The sequence below is a fragment of the Dokdonia sinensis genome (assembly GCF_003688895.1).
Lineage (GTDB): Bacteria > Bacteroidota > Bacteroidia > Flavobacteriales > Flavobacteriaceae > Dokdonia > Dokdonia sinensis.
On sequence record NZ_REFV01000010.1, the window covers coordinates 118,468 to 141,350 of the forward strand.

The window sequence follows — 22,883 nt, forward strand, 5'->3', positions numbered from 1 at the left end:
TTATTTTTGGTTTGAATAATCCCTATGTACGATAAATGTTAGAGACACTTACACCTCCCGTTTTTAAGCTTCGGAATTATATAGTAATTGCGCTTTTATCCTTTCTAAGCTGTAATAATAATGCGAAGGAAAAGGCGGCTCATACCTACCTTGGTGGAGAAATTGTAAATCCAAAAGGTAAAAGTGTAAGTATATTTAAAAATGGAATTAAAATAGGTAGTACCCCTTTAGATAGTAATAACAGGTTTCTATACAAGTTTGGTGAGAATTTTAAACCTGGACTTTATCGCTTCTATCACGGAGAAAATCAAGTGGCTTTTATTGAGGAAGGAGATAGTCTATTATTAAGATTGAATACGCTCCAATTTGACGAGTCTGTCAGTTTTTCTGGATATGGGGAGGCAAAAAATAATCTCTTGATTGATTTTTTCCTGATGTACGAAAATGAAAACAAGATTCTACCAGAGATTTTTCAAAGAGATCCTGAACAATTTATTGCTGCACTAGATTCTATGCTCGCTATTAGGCAAGCGAGGATAGATTTGTACTATTTAAAAAATGACCCTTCAGAAAGTTTTGACAAACTCGCACAAAACACATTGCAATTAGATAACTATCAGCGTAGGGAGAGTTATCCCTTTTCTCATTATGGAAGGGATAAAATAAAATTTATTGAGTCTTTGCCAGAGGGTTTCTATGATTTTCGCGAAAGCGTATCCTTAAATGATGAAGAATTATATGGCTCATACTCATACCAACGTTATTTAAATTACCATCTGGATCATCTGGCATATATGAAATATGCAGCTGAAAAACCTTATAATACTATCTCATACATTCACAACTTTTATGAACTTGAGATTATTGACAGTCTAATTACATCTCCCATAATAAAAGATAATATGTTACATCGTGTGGCACGTAACTTTCTGGCAAATAGTAACAATACGGAAGAGGTGGATAAATTATATAATAAGTTTAATGACTATGTAGTAAGTGATAAAACAAGGAAGGAAGTAAAAACGCTGTATGATAATTATGCCTATACTGCTGCGGGCACAGAGATTCCTGACTATATGGTTGTAGATCCGGAAGGAAGAATAACAACGCTTAAAGGAATTCTTACAAAACCAACAGTATTGTTTTTTTGGTCTTTATCTAATATGCAGCAGATGGATCACATCCACCTTAAGGTAAAAGAGCTTAAAAGTAAGTACCCCGAGTATAATTTTATAGGGATAAATACGAGTAGCGATACCGAAAAATGGCGTAAGGTTGTAAAACAGAGAAAATTTCAAGTAAATCAGGAATTTCAACTCAAAAATAGAGCCGAAGCATTAAGACAATTAAGTGTAAATAATTCTAACAAGGCAATAATTATTGCTGGAGATGGCAAGGTCCTTAACAGCCACGCCAACCTTTACAGCGCTAGCTTTGAAAATGATTTATTAGGTTATTTGAATAAATAACTAGGAGGATATGAAAAATAAAAAGCGCCATTTCAAAATTGAAATGGCGCTTTGTTTTAAGGTGTGTATCTGTTATTTATTTCCTTTTTCATAATCTGCAAGGAATTTTGCAAGACCGCTGTCTGTAAGCGGATGCTTTAGTAACCCTTCTATAGATGATAATGGTCCTGTCATTACATCTGCTCCTATTTTTGCACAGTCTATAATATGCATCGTATGACGCACAGATGCTGCAAGGATTTCTGTCGGAAAACCGTAGTTGTCGTATATGTGCCTTATCTCAGCAATGAGATTAAGGCCATCTGTAGAAATATCGTCTAGTCTTCCTATAAATGGAGAAACGTATGTTGCTCCTGCTTTTGCTGCTAGTAAAGCTTGACCACAAGAGAAAACAAGTGTACAGTTGGTCCGGATACCTTTTTCAGAAAAATAACGTATCGCTTTAATACCATCCTTTATCATAGGCACCTTCACAACAATTTGCTCGTGAAGATCGGCTAGCTCCTCCCCTTCCTTAATCATTTCATCCAGCGTAGTGCTTATAACCTCTGCGCTCACATCTCCATCTACAATATTACATATATCAACATAATGTTTGAGGATGTTATCCCGTCCAGTAATGCCCTCTTTAGCCATTAAAGATGGGTTTGTTGTAACACCATCTAGCACTCCCAATGCTTGGGCTTCTTTAATTTGATCGAGGTTTGCAGTATCTATAAAAAATTTCATAGCGATATATCTTTATGTGTGAATTTCAAATTTAAGTAATGTACTTTATAACCTAATCAACTTGTTATTAAAGTTACTATAAATTATAATGATTGAGCAAGAGCTTTTCATACCAAGTGTCAGGCAGCGCACGCTTTAAGAATATACTGAAACGTTGCATAAAGTATCCTACTCTGTAATGAACCTTAGGTTTTTTAGTATTCATGATTTTATAAATGACCTTTGCCATTACCATCGTATCCATTCCAGCCTCTACGTGTTCATCCATAAGTGCTAGCGTGTTACCATAATTATCTTTGTAGGGAGAGTTGTCTAAAATGGGTGCATGATACCTTCCAGCCGCTATGTTTGTCGCAAAGTCCCCAGGAGCTACCGTTGTCATCTTAACGTTAAACTCTTTAAGTTCCATACGATATGCTTCTGTAACGATGCCTAATGCACCTTTTGTCGCACTATAGAGACCTCGGTACGGTAGTCCCATATAACCTGCTATGGAGGTAATATTTATGATCATACCTTCTTGTTGCTTTCGCATAGTGGGAAGTACCGCTTTTATTACTTCCAGCGCGCCAAAAAAATTAGTCTCAAAAACTTTTCTCGTTTCATCATCTGGAGTCTCTTCTAACGGTCCCGTTATCCCCATTCCCGCATTATTAATAAGATAATCCAGCCTGCCTTCTTTTGTGATGATCGTGTTTACAGCATTAGTAATCGTTTCTGGTTTAGTGACATCTAGTGCTATCATACGGACACCAGAATAAAATGCTTCTTTAGGATTTCTACTGGTACCGTAAACTTTAAATCCTTTATGAACTAGATATTGAGCTACGGTAGCTCCTATTCCAGAAGAAGCACCTGTGATTAAAACTACTTTTGACATATTATGATTTAAGGTATTGGGCAAATATCACGGTAATAGCGCTAGCGTGCAAATGGAAATTATTTTTTCAGATCTGCAAAATATAGTTTTGCCCTTTTCATCACTCTTGGCGCCATCCATATCGTAGCAATCATGGTGGGAATCGCCATTAACGCAAAAAAACCATCTATGAGGTTAATCATCATACTAAGGCTCATCGTCGCACCCATAAAGATGCTTAGAATGTAAAAGTAATTGTAATACTTTTTATTTTTTGCCCCTAGGATAAAGCTTAAACATTTGGTTCCATAATAAGAATATGAGAATAAGGATGAAATACTGAATACTGCGATGCACAGCATTAAGATATACTTTCCTGTAGTAGGTAACGCTTTCGCGAAAGCGGAAGCCGTAAGACTCACTCCATTTGCATCAGAACTTTGCCAAACACCTGTGACTAAAATTGCCAGAGCCGTAAGCGTACAAACCACTAATGTATCAATGGCTGGACCCAGCATTGCGACTAAACCTTCTCTTACCGGTTGCGAAGTTTTTGCAGCTCCGTGAGCCATAGGTGCGGTACCGATACCCGCTTCATTAGAGAATGCCCCTCGCCGAATTCCTAAAACAATTAAAGCTCCTACAACCCCACCCAGAAATGGCTCTCCCGTATAATTATTTGCAAAAAAAGCATCTGTAAATATTAGTTTTAAATATCCCGGAAGCACCTCTATGTTTACAACTAGAATATAAAGTACCGCCACAAAATATAACCCGACCATAAAAGGCACAAGCTTTGACGTCGTGGCGCCTATTCTTTTTATTCCACCCAAAATCACAACCGAAGTGATGGCTACAAGAACTGTCCCAATCCCAAGATTTGTATAAAGGGAGACCTCGATTCCTTGTGGTCTTAAAATAATGTCATTTATTGCCTGTGTAAGTTGGTTTACATTAAATACGGGAAGAGCTCCCACAAGACCTGCCACACTAAAAAAAATTGCGAGCGGTTTCCAAGACCTGCCAAGACCTTCTACTATAAAATACATCGGACCGCCCTGTACCTCTCCCGCCGTGTCTCTGCCGCGATACATTATGGCTAGCGTACCCGTAAAAAATTTTGTTGCCATACCGACAATTGCGCTTATCCACATCCAGAAAACCGCACCTGGACCGCCTATAGCAATAGCTACAGCAACACCAGCAATATTCCCCATACCCACAGTGGCGCTTAAAGCCGTAGTAAGTGCCTGAAAGTGAGAAATATCACCTGGATCACTGGGGTCGTCATATTTTCCACGTAACACCTGTAAGGCGTGTCCTAGATACCGAAAAGGCAAAAATCGCGAATACACCAAAAGAAAAAATCCGCCTCCAATGAGAAGAAACAATAATGGCAATCCCCATATCGCAGATGAGAAATCTGCAATAATAGATTCTAGAGAGTTTTGCTGTATATCCATAAGTAATAATAACATCCTCAAGTAACAAAAAATAAAATTAAACTATATTAGAGCCTCTTAATAATTTCATTTGAATTCTTTTAAACGATTTATATTCTTACTCTTTCTTTTAGGTACAGGTACTATCATTGCCCAAAGTGATGGTAGTTATTATCTATTGCCAGAACTCCTTGTGGGCAAAACAAGTCCCGCAAACAAGTTATTTCCAGAAACAGGACTCCATACATCTTTGTTTTTTTCAATAGGGAATACGAATGAAGATAAGCCTCATGAGTGGGTCAGAAGGCTCAATAAACCAAGTACGGGAATATCCATAGGTTTTTCAGATTTTGGTAATCGCGGTAATATAGGAAACGCTTTTACTGTGATGCCCTTTGCAGAATTTGATATTCTGCCCAGCAGAACCCGACTTAAGCTCAATATGGGATTAGGCATTTCGAGATTTAGTAACACGTTTGACTTAAGAAGCAATCGCTTTAATCGCGGTATATCTACTCAATATAACTGGTCGTTCAGATCATACATTATTTATGATTTACTCAAAAATCACCCTAATAAATTACGCTTAGGCATAGGCTACTTTCATCAGTCTAATGGTCATACAAAATTACCCAACCAAGGCCTTAATACCTTCACACTAAGTGTTTCTTCTAAAATCTTTCCATATTCCAAACCAGAAGAAGAAATTCAAAACGCACCGTTAGCACCTGAAAAGTTTAAACAATATTATTTCAGTATCCGTACAGGAATAGGCCAGAATATCTTAACCTATGATGATTTCCTGCTTACAGATATAGAAGATTATAATGAGCCTAAAGAAGTATATACAATTGCCATAGGCGGTGGGGTGGTAATAAATAAATTTTTAAAACTTGGCGCCGGTTTGAACTACCGTTTTTATGAGCATTATTACGATTATATACAACGCAATGAGACTGAACCTTACATAAATTCTCCCTTTAAAAATGCAACAAATTTTAGTATCTTTTTGGGTGGCGAACTACTCTTGAGTCACGTAGGATTAGAATTCCAAATGGGAGTAAATGTTTATAAACCTTTTTATGAGGAGGAGTGGTTGCTCAATGAAGAGGAACTCAACTGGTATTATGAACTTAAAAAACATACTCCCGTTCGGATGGGTGTAAAATTATATGCTCTAAATACAAGTAAGCAACCCAAACACAATGTCTATTTGGGAGCAACAATAAATGCAAATTTAGGTCAAGCAGATTTTTCTGAATTAAGTATAGGTTACGTTCGAAGATTTGATGTGAATTAACGTTATTATCTGATGTTTGTATAGTTTTCAGAGTCATCGGTTAGGACAAAATGAGATTTAATATCTCAATACATTAAAAAGGCTCGAATTAAAGTTATAGTCCAAAAGATTATCATACTTATAACAGCGCATTACAGATTCCTTAAGATTTCGGTATCTTATTACTTGGTAACTTCGTAATCGCTATGAAACTATCTACTAAGGACATACAAAAGATTATCAAAAACCCTGAACATACTGCTATAATGGCAGATTTAATATATGTGGGGAAGGAACATTTTACGCTTTCGCGAAAGCGGAATAAAGAAGATTTTGAATACTATCACCGTGATAAACCCCTCACTAAAGAGGAACAGCTTAACCGTATTAAAAATCTTGTAATCCCTCCAGCGTGGAATAACGTAAAAATTGCAGAACCCCTAAATGGTCATCTTCAGGTTGTAGGAAGAGATGCTAAAAACCGAAAAGTATATCGCTACCACCCTTTATGGTCAAAACTCAGAAATCAGACCAAGTTTTTTAAACTAGCAGCTTTTGGTAATATACTTCCTCAAATAAGAGCAGCCGTAGATAAGGATCTTGATCTAAAAGGAATGCCTAAACGTAAGGTGCTTGCCCTAGTGCTGAGAATAATGGAAGAAACGCATATTAGAATAGGTAACGATTACTACGCGAAGAAAAACAAGACCTATGGATTATCTACATTACGTACACGTCATGTTGAGACATACAAAGACAAAACCAAGTTTGAGTTTGTAGGTAAAAAAGGGAAAGAACACAGCATTACCTTGCGCAACAAGAAGCTTGCGCGCTTAGTAAATAGATGTGAAGAGATCCCCGGGTGGGAACTCTTCCAGTATGTAGATGACCGTGGAGATAAACATAGTATAGATAGTGGTCTTATAAATGACTATATACACGAGGTAAGTGGAGATATGTTTTCGGCAAAGGACTTTAGGACTTGGGGAGCGACCAAAACATTCTTCGAGACTTTACACGATATAGGATATACACCTGACTCAAAGGAGAATAAATCAAATATCCTCAAAGGTTACGACGCCGCTGCAGAAGCTCTGGGTAACACGAGAACCGTTTGTCGCAAGTACTACGTTCATCCTCAAGTAGTAGAGGCCTACGAAACAGGCACTATAGTTGAGAGTTTTGAGAGATTAGACAAATTAAAAAACACAAAAAAACACTTCTCCCAGTCTGAAGAAGTGCTTCTTGATATGATATCCAATTTCAAAATTAACTTAACTACTGATTGAGATAGTTAAGTACGTTTTTCTCTATACGTTTGTTTATATTAGAAACATCTGCTTTAATAAATGGCTCACCCGTGATATTTTCATAGAGCTCTATGTATCTGTCTGAAACTGTCGTGATATATTCATCTGACATCTCAGGAACTTTTTGTCCCTCCAGGCCTTGAAAATCATTCTGGATTAACCATTGGCGTACAAATTCTTTAGAGAGCTGTTTCTGAGGTTCTCCGGTAAGTTGTCGTTCTTGATAACCATCCATATAGAAATAACGAGAGGAGTCTGGTGTGTGAATCTCGTCTATGAGCACAATTCTCCCATCTGAGGTTTTGCCAAATTCATATTTAGTATCCACAAGTATTAATCCTCTTTTCTTTGCGATTGCTGTACCGCGCTGAAATAGTTTTCTGGTGTAATCTTCCAGAATTAAATAGTCTGCTTCTGCTACGATTCCTTTGGCAATAATGTCTTCTCGAGAAATATCTTCATCGTGATCTCCCATCTCTGCTTTAGTCGCTGGAGTTATTATAGGTGTTGGGAAGGGGTCATTTTCTGTCATCCCATCTGGCATTGCAACACCACAAAGCATTCTTTTTCCCGACTTGTATTCTCGAGCTGCGTGCCCGCTCATAAAACCGCGTATGACCATTTCTACTTTAAAAGGCTCACAGCGATGGCCTATTGCCACATTAGGATCTGGAGTGGCTACGAGCCAGTTAGGGACGATATCCTCCGTATCCTTCATCATTTTAGTGGCAATCTGATTTAGGATTTGTCCCTTGTATGGTATCCCCTTAGGCATAACAACATCAAAGGCACTAAGCCTATCTGTTGCCACCATAAGAAGTAAATCGTTTTCTAGAGTATATACTTCGCGAACCTTGCCTTTATAAAGGCTTTGCTGTCCTGGGAAGTTAAAATTAGTATCTGTAATCGTGTTCATTTGGAATACGTTCGTTGAATATGCAAAAATAGATAACTGAGCTTTATTTTATACTTGAAGCTTACTAGTTTCTGTTTTCTATTTCCTTATAAGCGGCTATCATTTTTTTAACTAGTGGGTGACGTACGACGTCTTTATCATCTAGGTAAATCATTCCTACGCCCTTTACATCCTTTAGAATAAGTAATGCCTCTTTTAGCCCAGAAGTAACTCTACGTGGTAAATCTATCTGGCCGGGATCGCCGGTTATCATAAATTTTGCGTGTTTACCCATACGGGTCAAAAACATTTTCATTTGTGCGTGTGTTGTATTTTGTGCTTCGTCTAGAATGACAAATGCATTATCCAGCGTACGCCCACGCATGAAAGCCATAGGTGCTATTTGTATAACTCCTTTTTCAATAAACAATTCCAACTTCTCGTGCGGTATCATATCTCGCAATGCATCATATAATGGTTGCATATATGGGTCTAACTTTTCTTTGAGATCACCGGGAAGAAATCCTAAGTTCTCCCCAGCTTCTACCGCAGGACGTGTAAGTATGATACGTTTTACTTCTTTATTTTTAAGCGCCTTCACAGCGAGAGCGACACCTACATACGTTTTTCCTGTCCCCGCTGGTCCTATGGCAAAAACAAGATCATTTTTTGCTGCCATCTCTACCAGTTTGCGCTGGTTTGCAGTTTGAGGTTTTATAAGTTTACCACTTACACCGTGCACGATGGTCTCTCCAGACTCTTTTGTAGTCTCATAATCTGCCTTAGACACACTCGTCAGTACACGCTCTATAACATTTTCATCCAGCTTGTTATATTTTCCAAAATGCTCCATAAGCATATTAAACCGCTTATCAAACTCTTCTAAGAGGTCGCTGTCTCCGTAAGCCTTAAGTTTATTGCCTCTCGCGACAATCTTTAGTTTAGGAAAATATTGTTTAAGTAGTTCAATGTTTGCATTGCGCTGGCCAAAAAACTCACGCGGATTGATTTCTGAAAGTTCAATAATTAATTCGTTCAAAAGGCAGGTCGTTTTTAGAGATATACTTCAGTAAATTATTTTAGATTTGTGTGCAGCCGCTAGATTATGAAATACACTTTCTTTCGGTTACAAAACACTAACAAAGTACGCTTTTTTAAGAAGCGACCGTAGCCTTAAGGTTATGAGGTTATTAAATTTAATGAACAATTTTAGGGAGTCCGCTTTCGCGAAAGCGCAATACTCACATATTTTATGGCAATCATTACACTCACGACAGATTTTGGAGAGAAAGATCCCTTTGCTGGAGCTGTAAAAGGCGCCATTTACAGTGAGCTAGAGACGGTACGTATTGTGGATATCTCCCACTCTGTCTCGCCTTTTCACATTACAGAAGCCGCTTATATCATACAAAATGCTTACAAAAACTTTCCGAATGGAACGATTCATATCATAGGGATAGACAGCGAACTCACACCAGAAAATAATCATATTGCAGTAAAACTGGATGACCATTATTTTATTTGTGCCAATAATGGAATTGTATCACTTATTACTCGAGATATTGTTCCAACAGAAATGGTCGAAATTAATATCCACAACAGAGTTACCACAAACTTTACCGTGCTTGACGTTTTTGTACAAGCCGCCTGTCACATTGCTCGTGGTGGAACACTAGGCGTTATAGGCAAGCCACTTTCAGAAATTAAATCGCTTACAGGAATCCAGCCCGTTGTAAATAAATCGCAAAAACAAATTTTAGGTAACGTCATTTATGTTGATAATTACGGTAACGTTGTAAGCAATATTACGCGTAAACTTTTTGAAGATATAGGAAAAGGGCGCGAATTCAAATTAGAGGCGCGCGGTGTGGAAATGTCAAAAATTTACAACACTTACAGTGAAGCCATAAATTTTACGATAGATAGGTCTAAGCGTGAAGAAGACGGAAAAAAACTCGCCGTTTTTAATTCTGGAAATTATATCGAGCTGGCCATTTACAAGAGTAATCCATCTACAGTGGGAAGTGCTGCGCAATTGTTTGGGCTAGACTTTAGGGATACGATAACTATAAACTTTCAAGACTGATGCTGGTTAGAATTGTAAAAATGCACTTTTGCGAAAGCGAGATTCCCTCTTTCTTGAAAAGTTTTAATACCGTAAAAGAAAAAATACGTGATTTCCCGGGATGTAAATTTCTAGAATTATATCGTGGTGAAGATGATCCAAACATCTTCTTTACCTACAGCTACTGGAATACTGCTCAAGATTTAGAAAACTATCGCCATTCTGAGCTTTTTAAAAGCGTTTGGGCCGAGACAAAAGTAAAATTCTCTGCAAAACCTGAGGCTTGGAGTGTCAATAAGATTGTAAGCTTAAAATAGTAGCAAAAAAAATACGGCCATTGGCCGTATTTTTTTTATAGTCTATATGCGATTATGCTAAATCCTCAAGTGTTTTTACCTGATTTAATGCATTTTTTATCTCGTCGCGCTGTGCTGCTAATACTGAAGTGATTTCTGGGGTAAAATCATTGTTTTTTAGACGATTATCGTACTCTTCGACACTTGCCTTTTCTCCTCGGATACACTCCTCGAGTAACGCTTCGTCACTATCACCTGAAACACTATCCTTTATATTCATCCAAGTACGATGTAATGATGCTGTAGTACTTCCTGATTCTTTTGGTGTCTCATTAAGACCAATGACCATATCCGTAAGTTGCGTTGCAAATCTGTTGCGTTGCGCTGCTCTTAACTTGAAATACTCTGTTAAGGGTGCACTAGTTGCGTGTGTCATTGCATTTTTATAACCCGCTTCGGCATCGTAATTTTTTTCAAGTAATTCTTGAAGATTATTAACAACATTTTCGTGCGATTCTTCTCTTGCTTTTTCTAAAGTAGTTTTCATAATATCTTTTTTTATTTACCTAAAGATACCAACGATACTATTTTAAATCTCTTAATAATATCCTATTTACAATGGGTTTAACACCAATGCTTAAAGTTTCTTAAAGGGTTTCGTCTTTACTTGAAATGAGTGATGATGGAGCGACGCCATATTTTTCTTTAAAAATTTTTGAGAAGTAACTACGACTCGATAATCCGAGGGCATATACGACCTCAGACACGTTCATATTCTCAGATGTCAGCATAGAGAGCGATCGCTTAAGACGATATTCTTTTATGTAGTCATTTACCGTAAGTTGGTAATTCTTTTTAAAGCCTTCTTGCAGCCTATAGGGTTCTATTCCCACAGCCTTTGCAATCTCTGGTATTGTTGTAAGTGAGTCTATATTGTTTTCTATATACTTTACCGCAGCATTTACATTGTCTAAATCTGCTAGACGGAGGGTAAGTTTCTTTTGATCATTATTAGAATCTTCTTTATACAGTCTAAGCATAAGCGATACAGCTTCGAGTGCCTTAGCACCTAAGAAGTTTGTGCGCACAAGACCCACATCGTCAAAGGTTAAAATATCATCTATAATGTCTGAAATCTGCAAACTGTAATATCCTTTTTGCTGTATCTGCGTAAGCGCATTAACATCTGCAAAGAGAGGATAATACACCTCATCTATCATCGAGAGGTCATAAGATAGTTGTTCTTGAAATTTAGTCTTGTTAATTTCAAGATAACACATGACCACAGGCTTCTTGCTTTTAAAAGTAAATGCCTGATCTTCATTATACTTTGCCGCTACAATAAGATGCTCTGCCCTGCGCACGATTACATCATCGTCAGAACTGGAAAAGCGATGTCTCATTTCTCCCTTCATACAATACATAAATCGTAAGGAGTTGAGCTCATTATTTTTAAAAGTAAACTTAGTATCCTCTACAAATTCACAATCTATGATGTGCAGCCCGATTCCGTTTGGGAAATTAATTCCAGAAATATTTCCTGTACCTAAATGCTCTGGTACTTCAAGAGAAAATTCTCCAAACTTGTTCTCGTAATTTGTTCCGAAAGCATCGGCGATTTCAGGGACGAGATCATCTACATTTTTTACTTTAAGAGTATATTCTTTCATTTTGATTGTCGTTGGTGGAGGTAATTTAGTTTATTCCTATACAAGTAATCTCCTTTCATCACAGGTTTAACTTAGGATTAACCGCAACTTATAAAATACTGTGAAAAAGCAACGCCCCAACTAGAATAGTTTGGGGCGCTTTTTTGAGAGTTAAGTACGCTTTCGCAAAAGCGTAACCCATTTAAATCTAAATCTCACAGCTATTTAGGATCTAAAACCTCTGTCATTCTTGCAACCATATCATTATAATGAAGTCGAGTTATAGCGTTGGTATTTGCGTTTTTTGCTCTTTTTAAGTTAGAACGTAGCGCCTCTAATTCTCCTCTTACGAGCGCCTTTACGTCAGATGTGTTTACATCATAAGTGAGCGTTCCCTCAAAACCGTTACGGCTTCCTCTGCTATTAGGCCCATCATCAGTCATTAAATAGATCATTCTGTCTAAGTAGGAACGTTGTAAGTTCCTACGGTAGATATCTACACTCTTGCGTTGTGAAGCTTCGGTAAAAAGTCCTTTTCTTAAGTCCTGAAACATATCCAGAGCAGTATAAAAATCTCCATTAAGTGTCTCTGTATCAATAAGTCTACCTATACGATCAAAAGATAATAAACTATTAAGATATCGTGATTGCGTGCGGCGCATACGTTCAAAATATCCTGCGTGATCTATATTTTGTAATATTTCCTTATCGATGAGCCATTCTGGAGTTTCAAACAAATTCTCTTGTAACCATTGCATTGAAGCTTCTTGAGCTTGTTTATCTAGCGGTGTGTAGATGAGTCCGTCTTGGTTAGGCATTTTTATATTTTCGTATACTCCACCTATGTTTGTGACCACGTGACCTACATAGCGACTGTAAACACCTATCAACTCACCATACAGTTCCTCGAGGTCACTATAATCATTTGTTTTATCTGACGTCCACGATGGTAGATTCTCAACAACATATTTTAAATTTTTGATTCCGTAATCGCTCGCCTTTATAGGGTTATTCCCTATTCCCTCTGTCTGTGATTGCGGATCAAAACGACTAGACTGACGGCCAAAGACAAATTTTGGGTCTCCAGCTTTCTCTTCAATCCATTTTGTAAGCGTAGCCTTCTCATCCTGAGGGCTCTTTGCGTCTGGAAGATAACGATAGCCCCAGTTTGTGGCATAGTGATCGTAAGGACCCATCTGCCTTATAAATCGTATGTTTTTATCTCCTGGCTGTGCGATATAATTATAGCGTGCATAATCCATAAGACTTGCTGCTATTCCGTTTTTCTGTGTAAAATCTCCATCACGATAGGACTCAACATCATAGGCATAGCTTGCCGCCATATTATGTGGGAATCCCAATGCGTGTCCCACTTCGTGCGCAATAACCATACGCATCATCTCGCCTATTTCTTCATCTGGAGTATCGAGTGTTCTTGCACTCGGGTTTGCCGCACCAGTTTCTAATAAATAGCGGTTACGGTAACTGCGCAAGTGGTTATGATACCAGATGATATCGCTTTCTATAATTTCTCCGCTACGTGGATCGGAAACACTAGGTCCCACAGCATTTCTAGTTGTACTCGCTACATAACGCACCGTAGAGTATCGGATGTCTTCTGGACTAAATTCTGGATCTTCTTCTGGTGTGGGAGCATCTCTAGCTATAATCGCATTTTTAAAACCAGCTGTTTCAAAAGGTTTTTGCCAGTCTTCTATTCCTTGCTTGATATACTTCTGCAGATTTTCTGGCGTTCCTGGATCTAAGTAGTAGATGATAGGTTTTACAGGTTCTACTAATTCTCCGCGAGCATATGCCTCTGGATCCTTTGGTTCTAATTTCCAACGACGTATGTACGTTTTTTCGTCTGCTTTGAGCGCATCACTACCATAGTCATACTGACTTACTGTAAAGAATCCTACTCTAGGGTCAAAAAGTCGAGGTTGCATAGGTTGTTCAGGAAGCAGGATCATAGATTGATTCATCTGCAAACTTATACTCTCTGCACTACGCTCAGATGGCGGTTCTGAAGCATCGTATGTAAAATCTTGTTTTACCTCAATATTTTCTGGAAAGCTCTTTACACTATTTATAAAGCTGCGGTTTGCATCTAGTTTTTTTACTTTATATTCCTTTCGGATACGACTAGAAAGACCGCTTATAGCTTTTACATCTGTACTAAATAATTTTGTCACATCTATCACTACAGCAGTAGAGTCAGTATTAAATGCTTTGATATCAAAAGCATACAGCGTAGGTTCGTAATTATTTACCGCTACAGATTTACTTATAGCCTTTGTACTATCAGCAACATTTGTATATGATTTTATTTTGAGTAAGATTTTATCTTGATATCGTTGCCAGTGGACGACTTGCTCGTTTGTCTTAGAGCCAGCGTTTACATAACCACCTCCCAGTCCTAATGGGATTTGGGCAATACGACTTACCCATAGCATATCTTTTTCTAGTTTATCAAAAGGAATCTCATAAAAGTAATCCTTCTTTACCTTATGTACGTGAAAGAGACCACTATCAGAAACCGCATCTTTTGTAATAACCTCATCATACTCTTTAATAGCATCTTTGTCTTTTTTCTTAGAGCCCTTTTCGGTGGCTGCAGTTTTGGACGTGGTTTTATTAATTTTTTGAGCACTACTGCACCCGGTAAAAATTGCTATTGAAAAAAGTGTAAGTAAAAAATAATTAAGCCTCATAAAGTAAAATTTTTGAAGCTCTAAAATAAGGAACGGGTTACGCTAGACGGATTTTTTAAGGGAATCTTAACAGATTGTAATGGGAATAATTACGCTTTCGCGAAAGCGTAACAAACCACATCCAACTACTCCTTAAACCGATCCTTTACATATTCTATTTGTGTTTTGCCGTGTGGTTTGGGTTTGCCCTCATCATCCAGCCCCACCATAACAATGCGCTCTATCGTGATAATCGTCTCCCGCGTCATCTTGTTGCGCACCTCACAACGTAACGTCAGGGAAGCATTACCAAATTTTGTAGGCTCTAGTCCTATCTCAATGATATCCCCTTTTTTTGCGCTTGCGCGAAAATCAATCTCACTCATATACTTCGTCACACATCGCGGATTCTCAAGCTGGATAATAGCATACAATGCCGCCTCCTCGTCTATCCATTCCAACAATCGCCCGCCGAATAATGTTCCGTTTGGGTTTAAATCTTCTGGTTTGATCCATTTTCTGGTGTGAAAATTCATAGGGTTTGAGATTAAGGGTACAAGGTTAAAGGTTAAAGGTTAAAGGTTAAAGGTTAAAATATTTTAGAAATTGCTATACAAAAAACCACAATACTGTCGAGACTAAAAGTCCTACGACAGCAATTAAAGTAGTCATAACTGTCCAGGAACGGAATGTCTCCTTTTCTGTTAGTCCGAGGTATTGCTTGACCAGCCAAAACCCACTATCGTTCACGTGGGAGAATATGGTCGCTCCAGAAGCAATTGCGATTACTAAGACAGCAAGCTGTGGTGCACTTGTGTCTGAAAGTCCTAACAAAGGTGCTGTAATTCCCGCCGCTGTAATCATCGCAACCGTAGCACTTCCCTGCAATATGCGAACAATAGCAGCTACTAAAAATCCAAAAACCACAGGTGGAAAGAAATCTCCACTCAAACTGGTAGCAATCATCTCGCCTGCTCCTGTGTCTATGAGGATTTGCTTAAAAGCTCCACCCGCACCAGTAAGCAGTATGATAACTCCCGCTGGATATAGTGACTTTGTTGAAATATCCAAGAGTTGCTCTTTGGAAAATCCTTTTTGAATTCCTAAAAAATACCACGCAACAATGTTTGCGATTATGAGTGCTACAAAGGGATGGCCAAGCAAATCTGCTCCATATATGAGCCACTCTGGTAAGGTTCCTTCGTCAAACAACGGACTGTTCAGTACCGTATTGCAAACGATTAAGAAAATAGGAATAGCGATTATTAATAATATTGTCCCGGCCGAAGGTGCATTTGCAGGCACTTCCATTTTTGTGACCATATTTTCAGGAGCAATGATGTGCATTTTCTGAGATAATCTTTTGGCAAGCAATGGTCCTGCAATGATCGCGGCTGGAAGACCCGCGAGAAAACCAAATATAATGACATACCCCAAGTCTGCCCCTAGAATTTCTGCTACTGCGATGGGTCCTGGCGTAGGCGGAATAAAGGTATGCGTAATTGCAAGTCCAGCTAGTAGTGGGATGGCGTATAATAAAAGAGACTTACCCGTCTTCTTTTGTAAAGCATAAACGATAGGAACGAGGATGATAAAAGCTACGTCAAAAAACACAGGAATCGCGACCAGAAATCCTGTGATCATCACTGCCCAAGGTGACTTCTCAATCCCAAATTTATCCAGCAAGCTCTCTGCAAGTCGTTGCGCTCCGCCTGATCGTTCTAGGATTGCGCCAAAAAGCGCACCTAAACCAACGACAGTCGCCACAAAACCTAAGGTACCGCCCATACCATTTTTGACAGCATCGAGAATCGTTTTTGGTTCCATTCCAGCAACGACTCCTACAACAATACAGGTGATGAGCAGCGCAAGAAAAGCCTGAATCTTCAATCGAAGAATTAAGAAAAGTAAAACTGAGATGCCAGCAATTACGGCGAGGAGTAGTTGATAGTCCATAAATAGTATTGAGTTGTGAGCTGTGAGCTGTGAGCTGTGAGCTGTGAGCTGTGAGCTGTGAGCTGTGTGTAATAAAATTACAATCGCTTGCGTAATCCTGAGATCATCTTACCTATTTCTGTTAACTGTCGCCTGTTTTCTTCATCGGTTTCAAAGTTTATATATCCTCTTCTCCTTGCTTTAGAAGATGCTGCCACACATTCATGAGATGAATCCCAAGCCATTTTTAGGTAACGATTAAAATTTGCATCCGTGCTTCCCGAGCCCTCCGAGATATTGAATGCTATAGAATCTGCTGCTCTAATAAATTGAGAGGAAAGACGAAACATTTCCTTTTTAGGGAAAGTATCAATTTGTAAATCTATCCTGTCCCCAAAATCCATTGCTCTCTGATAAACTATTAAGTCTTCAAATTTAAAATGATATTTACTTTTCATAATAATATTTCTATTTGTCATTTTCTCACGGCTCACGGCTCACGGCTCAAGGCTCATAACAATGCACTCAACAATTATTTCTTTTTCAAGTTTTCCATCAACAACAACCCCATACTCCGGTTCCTCCAGCGTATCAAATTGCGATTGTAATAGTTCAGGATCGAAAAAGTGGTTTTCTCTTTGGGCAAGTCGTGATTTAATGGTTTCAAAATCTGCTTGTAAGTAGATAAAGTTTTTTTTCGCTTTCGCGAAAGCGGACTCTTCTTTAAACAACCGTTCTCGATACACCTCCTTAAGTGCAGAACAGGCCAATACAGCTCCTCCATTCCTATTCCATTCCTGAATGTTACGCGCTAAAATAGATAACCAGGGCCAGCGATCTTCATCATTAAGGGGTCGGCCAGAAGCCATTTTATTTATGTTTGCCTGAGGGTGGTAATCATCTGCATCATAAAAAGGAATGTTCAGTTCCTGAGCTACGAGTTGACCAATGGTTGTTTTACCCGAACCAGATACACCCATAATTACAAATACTTGTCCCATTAAAACAGCGTGTTTTGGTCTGCTGTGGGCTCGCCTGGGATGTGCAGATTAATCCCAAGTGCAGGATTAAGTTTCTTTATGAAATAAGCCGAAAGTAGAGTGGATTCCTGTTCAATATTTTGATGAATAAAGAAATGTATTTTACGCAAGCCTAAATCTACCCAATGTGTGAGACGTTCTACCCACTCATCTAAACGTGCATAATCACTAGGATGATTTGCTCCTACGTATCTTATAAAAGCTTCATCGTTTGTTAATCGCATATGCATTATGTCTCTTCGTCCAGCAGTATCTACCAGCACATTTGCCATATTATTTTCTTCTAATAAGAGATACAATCTTTCGGCAACTTCGGGATTGTTAAACCAGTCTGTATGGCGAAACTCGAGTGCAATGGGCACATCGCTAGGCCAATGGTTTACAAAGTTATCTACTCTATCAAAGTCCTTTGGCTGGAAGTTGTTGTGCATCTGCAAGAAAATAGTTCCTAAGTGATCCTCTAATAATAAGGTATGGTCGAGATACTCGGGAATAAAATCTTGTGAGTCAATCAGCCGTTTGCGGTGACTGATCATATTTGTGATTTTTGGGAAAAATTTGAAACCTTCGGGCACTTTTTCTCTCCATTTTATAAACTGCTCCTTTGGGAAAAGTCTGTAAAAGGTGGCGTTTAGTTCGATACTGTTGAACTGGGAACTGTAATATTCTAGTTCATCTTTTGTACCTCGGGGGTAAAAGCCTTTAAGCTCTGCCCTATTCCACTTTGCGCAGCCTACGTAGACTTGTATGGGTTCATTTTTTGCTTTCGCGAAAGTGTTACCTATCACATCCTTAGTTGCTGGATGATCTGGTGGCAAAGTGAAGTCAATATTCTCAGGATGATCTACTTTTCCGAATTGCATAATTGTGATTCTCGTTGAAAATGAGTATTTTAAAACAGCTCAAGGAATAATTGAGCCTTATTAGATGCTTAAAGATAACGGATGAAATCAAAACTTTGCATTTTTTCAAATTAAGCTGTAACAATTTGGCACGATTATAGTCTTATGGGCAGACGTAAAACATTAACAACAACAAAATATGAAAACTATTAAATTATTTGTTGCTCTTGCACTTTTTGCATTTGCCGGAGTATCACAAGCACAAACTGCTGATGAGATCATCTCTAACTACTTTGAAAACACAGGTGGTATGGACAAGTGGATGGCTCTCGAAGGTGTAAAGTTTGAAGGAGCTGTTCAAGTACAGGGAATGGAACTACCTATGACAATGATCCAAACCAAAGACGGGAAGCAAATGAGTAAAGCAGAGTTTCAAGGTATGACGTTTTATCAAGGCGTTTTTGATGGTGAGACAATGTGGAGCACAAATCAAATGACTATGGCGGCCGAAAAGAGCGATGCAGAAACAACAGCAAACGCTAAGTTAGATATGAATGATTTTGGCGATCCGTTCTTGGGTTATAAAGAAAAAGGATATGAAGTAGAGCTTTTAGGTAAGGAAACTGTAGAAGGAACAGAGACTTTTAAAATTAAACTAACTAAGGAGCCAATTATGGCAGATGGACAAGAGGTTCCTTCTGTATCTTACTACTTTTTTGATACAGAAAACTTTGTTCCTATCGTTGTAGAGCAGGAACTTATGTCAGGACCTGGTAAAGGAATGACAAGTCAAACAAAATTGAGTGATTATCAGGAAGTAGATGGACTTTACTTCCCACATTCTATTATGGCCGGTGCAAAAGGACAGCCAGGAGGACAAGAAGTTGTGATTAAGACTATTGAACTTAATCCTGAAGTAAGTGCAGATATGTTTGCTTTTCCTGAAAAGCAATAACTATTGAGTTTAAAAAAATCCCCAACACATCTTGGGGATTTTTTTGGCTCTTGTTTTAAGTATTCCGCTTTCGCGAAAGCGTACTCAAAACCTTGTAAAGCAGACCATTTATCAATCAAATTATAACCACTCCTAGAAGACCGGATGAGATATCCGCCTTCGCGGATATTAATGAAACATCAACTATGAAAACCAAAAACATTTTTCTTGGATTGTGTATTGCTTCTCTAAGCATTCCGCTCCAAGCGCAAGAAATTGAACTGAAGGGTAAAGAACTCTTTGGAGATATGACCGCAAGACAAATAGGGCCAGCACTAATGTCTGGACGTATTATCGATATGGAAGTGCACCCTACAAACGCACAAGTGATTTATACAGGAACCGCCGGTGGTGGTGTCTGGAAATCACAGGATGGAGGAGCGACCTACTCCCCTATTTTTGACGATCATATTCAATCTATAGGTCAAGTTGCTGTAGATCCTAATGATCCTGACCAAACTATATGGGTAGGTACCGGAGAAATTTGGACGCGCAACTCTGTTTCTGTAGGTGACGGATTATATCGAACCAAAGATGGAGGAACAAACTGGGATAAAATTCCTGGATTTGATAATAGCGAGCGCATTTCTGGCATAGAAATCCATCCTGAAGACGGAAATACCGTTTATGTTGGAGTTCTTGGAGCGCTTTGGAGCGACAGCAAAGACCGTGGTGTTTATAAAACAACTGACGGAGGGAAGACGTGGGAAAAAATCCTTTACGTAAACGAAAAAACAGGTGTAGCAGACCTTATTATGGATCCTACAAATCCAGATGTGCTTTATGCCTCAATGTGGGAACACAGACGTACGGCTTGGGATTTTAACTCTGGAGGTGTAAACTCTGGACTTCACAAATCTACCGATGGTGGAAAGACTTGGAACAAAATTCATAATGGTTTTCCAGCGGGAAAATTAGGACGTATAGGTGTGGCTATCGCGCCATCTGAGCCTAATATCGTTTACGCCGTAATAGAATCTGAGCAAGATAAAGATAAAGGTCTTTACCGCTCTGAAGATGGCGGAGCAAGCTGGAAGCGCACTAACGGTGATTTCTCTTTAACAGTACGCCCATTTTATTTCTCAAGAATTGTAGTAGATCCTCGCAATCCTGATGTGGTTGTAAAGGGTGGATTAAGCGGTTCTATTTCTCGGGATGGTGGGAACACCTTCAAATCACTAGGGAATATGCACTCGGACATACACGACATTGTTTTTGATATCAATAACTCTGATGTAATGCACGTAGGAACAGACGGTGGAGTATACCGCTCTTGGAATGGAGGAACGACTATGGAAATTGTGTCTAACCTTCCGCTCTCTCAGTTTTATCATATTTCTGTAGACAATGCAAGCCCTTATCGTATTTATGGTGGTCTTCAAGACAACGGCTCTTGGTATGGTCCTTCTTCGTCTCCAGGTGGAATAGAATCTAGAGACTGGGTACGTGTAGGTGTAGGAGACGGTTTTAGAGTATTACCACATCCTACAAAAGAGATTTTATATTCAGAAATGCAAGGCGCAGATAATGTGTGGCGTTATGATATGGAACGTAACTATACAAAGAATGTAAAACCATTACCTGCAAAAGGGAGTGCAGACTTACGTTTTAATTGGAATCCGCCTATGGCAACGAGTGTACACCAGCCAGACCGCTTTTATATGGGATCACAGTTCTTACATAAAAGTGAAGATATGGGAGATACATGGAAAGTGATTTCTCCAGACCTGACTACAAACGATCCTAAAAAACAAGAAAAGAACTCAGGAGGACTCTCTGCAGATAACTCTGGAGCAGAAACACATACGACTATATTTACCATTGCAGAATCTCCTGTAAATGAAAAGGTAATTTGGGTAGGAACAGATGATGGAAATGTGCAAGTGACAAAAGATGGCGGAGCAAATTGGACTAACGTAGTAGTAAATGTTCCAGGACTTCCAGCCAATACGTGGGTGTATCATATAGAAGCTTCTGTGCACGGCGCTGGAATAGCTTACGCTGTTTTTGAAGGACACGCTCGTGGTGATATGAAACCTTATGTTTATAAAACTTCTGACTATGGAGCAACTTGGAAAAGCCTCGTTACAGATGACTTAAAAATGTTTGCCCGTAATATTCAAGAAGACTATGAAAACGAGAACCTACTGTTCTTAGGAGCAGAAGATGGATTATACATTACTGTAGATGGAGGTTCTAACTGGTCACATTTTACGAATAATTTCCCTCCTACGGCTGTTCACTTTTTAGACCTTCAGAAGGAGACAAATGATCTTGTGGCAGGAACGCACGGACGTGGCGTTATCATCGTAGATGACATTAGTATCCTAAGAGACATCCAACCAGAAATTCTTGATAAAAATGTACACTTTTTTGACACAGAACCAGGTATTATGGTAGAAGAAGGTGGCTTCGGCGGTGGTAGTACAGAACTTGAATTTGTAGGTCCTAATCCAGGAAATGCAGTCTCAATAAAATATTATCTCAAAAAACGTCACACTTTTGGAAAAATGACGCTAGCCATTCAAGATATGGAGGGTAATGAGATAACTACGCTTACCCCTGGAAAGTCAAAAGGTATTAATATTGTGAGATGGAATTACAATGGAAAATCCCCAAAGCTTGCAGCGGCAAAAACGTATGCCTTTGGAGGATTTACTCCCGTGCGAGTGCAAGCTGGCACGTATAAAGCTGTTCTTACCAAAGGGAAAGATACTTATGAAACCACTTTTGAGGTTAAAAATGACCCTCAATCATTCATAACAGATGCGGAGCGATCTGACCAATACAGAACGAGTCAGCAACTTTTTGAGGTACAAGAAGATTTAGCCTATATGGTTTACCAAATAGATCTAATGATCAAAAAGTCAAAAATGGCTATAGAAAAGGATAGCAAAGCAAAAAAGGTTGCCCAACCACTTATAGACGAACTAGACGCCTTAAAGAATACACTTGTTGTAACTACTGGTGACAACTATGTAGGAACCGCTCCCCCACAATTGAGAGAGAAATTAAGTGCTTTATATAGTGATGTTGCCTCTAATTATGAAGCACCTAGTGCGGCACAAAAGGAGAACATCTCCTTACTAGTAGATCGTTTTGAAAAAGCAAAAGAGGATTTTGATAAAATCAAATCAAAGCGCCTACCTAAGTTTGAAAAATATCTAGAAAAACAAGCGATGGAGGGCATCAAGTTTGACACAAAAGAAGAGTTTATAGATACTCAAGAATAAGAGTAAAATCTATCTTTAAAACCAATGAGGCTGTCTTAAAAGGCAGTCTCTTTTTTTTGAATACTTTTCAGTATTTCGTATCTTCATGGTATGAAAGCCAGTCCTGTCTGGAAGACCAACAACCAGTCCCAGTTGAGTCTTCTCCCACCAAGT

Annotated in this window: 20 protein-coding genes; 7 read left to right on the forward strand and 13 right to left on the reverse strand. The window is 38.8% G+C overall.

Annotated elements, in window-relative coordinates; genetic code table 11:
- Positions 1 to 35: 35 nt before the first annotated feature.
- The gene (locus EAX61_RS11160; RefSeq protein ID WP_121917771.1) at positions 36 to 1,469 is read left to right on the forward strand and encodes a TlpA family protein disulfide reductase; all 1,434 of its coding nucleotides are present in this window, start codon (positions 36 to 38) and stop codon (positions 1,467 to 1,469) included.
- 72 nt (positions 1,470 to 1,541) lie between these two features.
- Here the strand turns inward: EAX61_RS11160 and fsa are convergent, their stop codons facing one another.
- From fsa to EAX61_RS11175, 3 genes are all read right to left on the reverse strand, one after another.
- Positions 1,542 to 2,198 carry a fructose-6-phosphate aldolase gene (gene fsa / locus EAX61_RS11165; RefSeq protein ID WP_121917772.1) on the reverse strand — a complete coding sequence of 219 codons (657 nt, stop codon included), beginning with the start codon at positions 2,196 to 2,198 and terminating at the stop codon, positions 1,542 to 1,544.
- 76 nt (positions 2,199 to 2,274) lie between these two features.
- Positions 2,275 to 3,078 (reverse strand): SDR family oxidoreductase, encoded by an 804-nt coding sequence (locus tag EAX61_RS11170; RefSeq protein ID WP_121917773.1) that lies wholly within the window; start codon positions 3,076 to 3,078, stop codon positions 2,275 to 2,277.
- Between the two features lie 59 nt (positions 3,079 to 3,137).
- Complete coding sequence (locus tag EAX61_RS11175) at positions 3,138 to 4,520, reverse strand: alanine/glycine:cation symporter family protein (RefSeq protein WP_121917797.1); 1,383 nt, start codon at positions 4,518 to 4,520, stop codon at positions 3,138 to 3,140.
- A 70-nt stretch (positions 4,521 to 4,590) separates the two neighbouring features.
- Between EAX61_RS11175 and EAX61_RS11180 the strand changes: the two genes are divergently transcribed.
- Both EAX61_RS11180 and EAX61_RS11185 read left to right on the forward strand, forming a co-directional pair.
- On the forward strand, positions 4,591 to 5,799 hold the full coding sequence (locus EAX61_RS11180; protein WP_121917774.1) for an acyloxyacyl hydrolase: 1,209 nt from the start codon (positions 4,591 to 4,593) through the stop codon (positions 5,797 to 5,799).
- A gap of 185 nt (positions 5,800 to 5,984) precedes the next feature.
- Positions 5,985 to 7,067, forward strand: coding sequence for a DNA topoisomerase IB (locus tag EAX61_RS11185; protein ID WP_121917775.1), 1,083 nt, complete (start codon positions 5,985 to 5,987; stop codon positions 7,065 to 7,067).
- On the opposite strand, the gene EAX61_RS11190 is transcribed toward EAX61_RS11185, so the two are convergent.
- Entirely contained in the window at positions 7,057 to 8,004 is a 948-nt protein-coding gene (locus EAX61_RS11190; protein WP_121917776.1) for a phosphoribosylaminoimidazolesuccinocarboxamide synthase, read from the reverse strand. The two genes, EAX61_RS11185 and EAX61_RS11190, sit on opposite strands and share 11 nt — an antisense overlap.
- Positions 8,005 to 8,068: 64 nt before the next feature.
- On the reverse strand, positions 8,069 to 9,022 hold the full coding sequence (locus tag EAX61_RS11195) for a PhoH family protein (protein ID WP_121917777.1): 954 nt from the start codon (positions 9,020 to 9,022) through the stop codon (positions 8,069 to 8,071).
- 213 nt (positions 9,023 to 9,235) lie between these two features.
- On the opposite strand from EAX61_RS11195, the gene EAX61_RS11200 reads away from it, so the two are divergent.
- Both EAX61_RS11200 and EAX61_RS11205 read left to right on the forward strand, forming a co-directional pair.
- Positions 9,236 to 10,069, forward strand: coding sequence for an SAM hydrolase/SAM-dependent halogenase family protein (locus EAX61_RS11200; RefSeq protein ID WP_121917778.1), 834 nt, complete (start codon positions 9,236 to 9,238; stop codon positions 10,067 to 10,069).
- A complete protein-coding gene (locus EAX61_RS11205; RefSeq protein ID WP_121917779.1) occupies positions 10,069 to 10,365 on the forward strand; it encodes a putative quinol monooxygenase in 297 nt (98 codons plus the stop codon). Before EAX61_RS11200 ends, EAX61_RS11205 begins: the two co-directional genes overlap by 1 nt.
- A gap of 52 nt (positions 10,366 to 10,417) precedes the next feature.
- Here EAX61_RS11205 and EAX61_RS11210 read toward each other — a convergent pair whose 3' ends face one another.
- From EAX61_RS11210 to EAX61_RS11245, 8 genes are all read right to left on the reverse strand, one after another.
- Positions 10,418 to 10,891, reverse strand: coding sequence for a ferritin-like domain-containing protein (locus tag EAX61_RS11210; protein ID WP_121917780.1), 474 nt, complete (start codon positions 10,889 to 10,891; stop codon positions 10,418 to 10,420).
- Positions 10,892 to 10,991: 100 nt separating this feature from the next.
- Positions 10,992 to 12,014, reverse strand: a complete 1,023-nt coding sequence (locus EAX61_RS11215; RefSeq protein WP_121917781.1) for a helix-turn-helix domain-containing protein — start codon at positions 12,012 to 12,014, stop codon at positions 10,992 to 10,994.
- 200 nt (positions 12,015 to 12,214) lie between these two features.
- Positions 12,215 to 14,707, reverse strand: a complete 2,493-nt coding sequence (locus EAX61_RS11220; protein ID WP_121917782.1) for a zinc-dependent metalloprotease — start codon at positions 14,705 to 14,707, stop codon at positions 12,215 to 12,217.
- Positions 14,708 to 14,832: 125 nt separating this feature from the next.
- Complete coding sequence (locus EAX61_RS11225) at positions 14,833 to 15,222, reverse strand: acyl-CoA thioesterase (protein ID WP_121917783.1); 390 nt, start codon at positions 15,220 to 15,222, stop codon at positions 14,833 to 14,835.
- Positions 15,223 to 15,295: 73 nt separating this feature from the next.
- A complete protein-coding gene (locus tag EAX61_RS11230) occupies positions 15,296 to 16,642 on the reverse strand; it encodes a GntP family permease (protein WP_121917784.1) in 1,347 nt (448 codons plus the stop codon).
- 77 nt (positions 16,643 to 16,719) lie between these two features.
- Positions 16,720 to 17,079 carry a four helix bundle protein gene (locus EAX61_RS11235; protein ID WP_121917798.1) on the reverse strand — a complete coding sequence of 120 codons (360 nt, stop codon included), beginning with the start codon at positions 17,077 to 17,079 and terminating at the stop codon, positions 16,720 to 16,722.
- A 39-nt stretch (positions 17,080 to 17,118) separates the two neighbouring features.
- Positions 17,119 to 17,622, reverse strand: coding sequence for a gluconokinase (locus EAX61_RS11240; RefSeq protein WP_121917785.1), 504 nt, complete (start codon positions 17,620 to 17,622; stop codon positions 17,119 to 17,121).
- Complete coding sequence (locus EAX61_RS11245; protein WP_121917786.1) at positions 17,622 to 18,524, reverse strand: DUF72 domain-containing protein; 903 nt, start codon at positions 18,522 to 18,524, stop codon at positions 17,622 to 17,624. The genes EAX61_RS11240 and EAX61_RS11245 overlap by 1 nt, the downstream gene beginning before the upstream one ends.
- 178 nt (positions 18,525 to 18,702) lie before the next feature.
- Between EAX61_RS11245 and EAX61_RS11250 the strand changes: the two genes are divergently transcribed.
- Positions 18,703 to 19,458 (forward strand): outer membrane lipoprotein-sorting protein, encoded by a 756-nt coding sequence (locus tag EAX61_RS11250; protein ID WP_121917787.1) that lies wholly within the window; start codon positions 18,703 to 18,705, stop codon positions 19,456 to 19,458.
- A gap of 185 nt (positions 19,459 to 19,643) precedes the next feature.
- The gene (locus tag EAX61_RS11255; protein WP_121917788.1) at positions 19,644 to 22,730 is read left to right on the forward strand and encodes a WD40/YVTN/BNR-like repeat-containing protein; all 3,087 of its coding nucleotides are present in this window, start codon (positions 19,644 to 19,646) and stop codon (positions 22,728 to 22,730) included.
- The last annotated feature ends 153 nt before the right edge of the window (positions 22,731 to 22,883 follow it).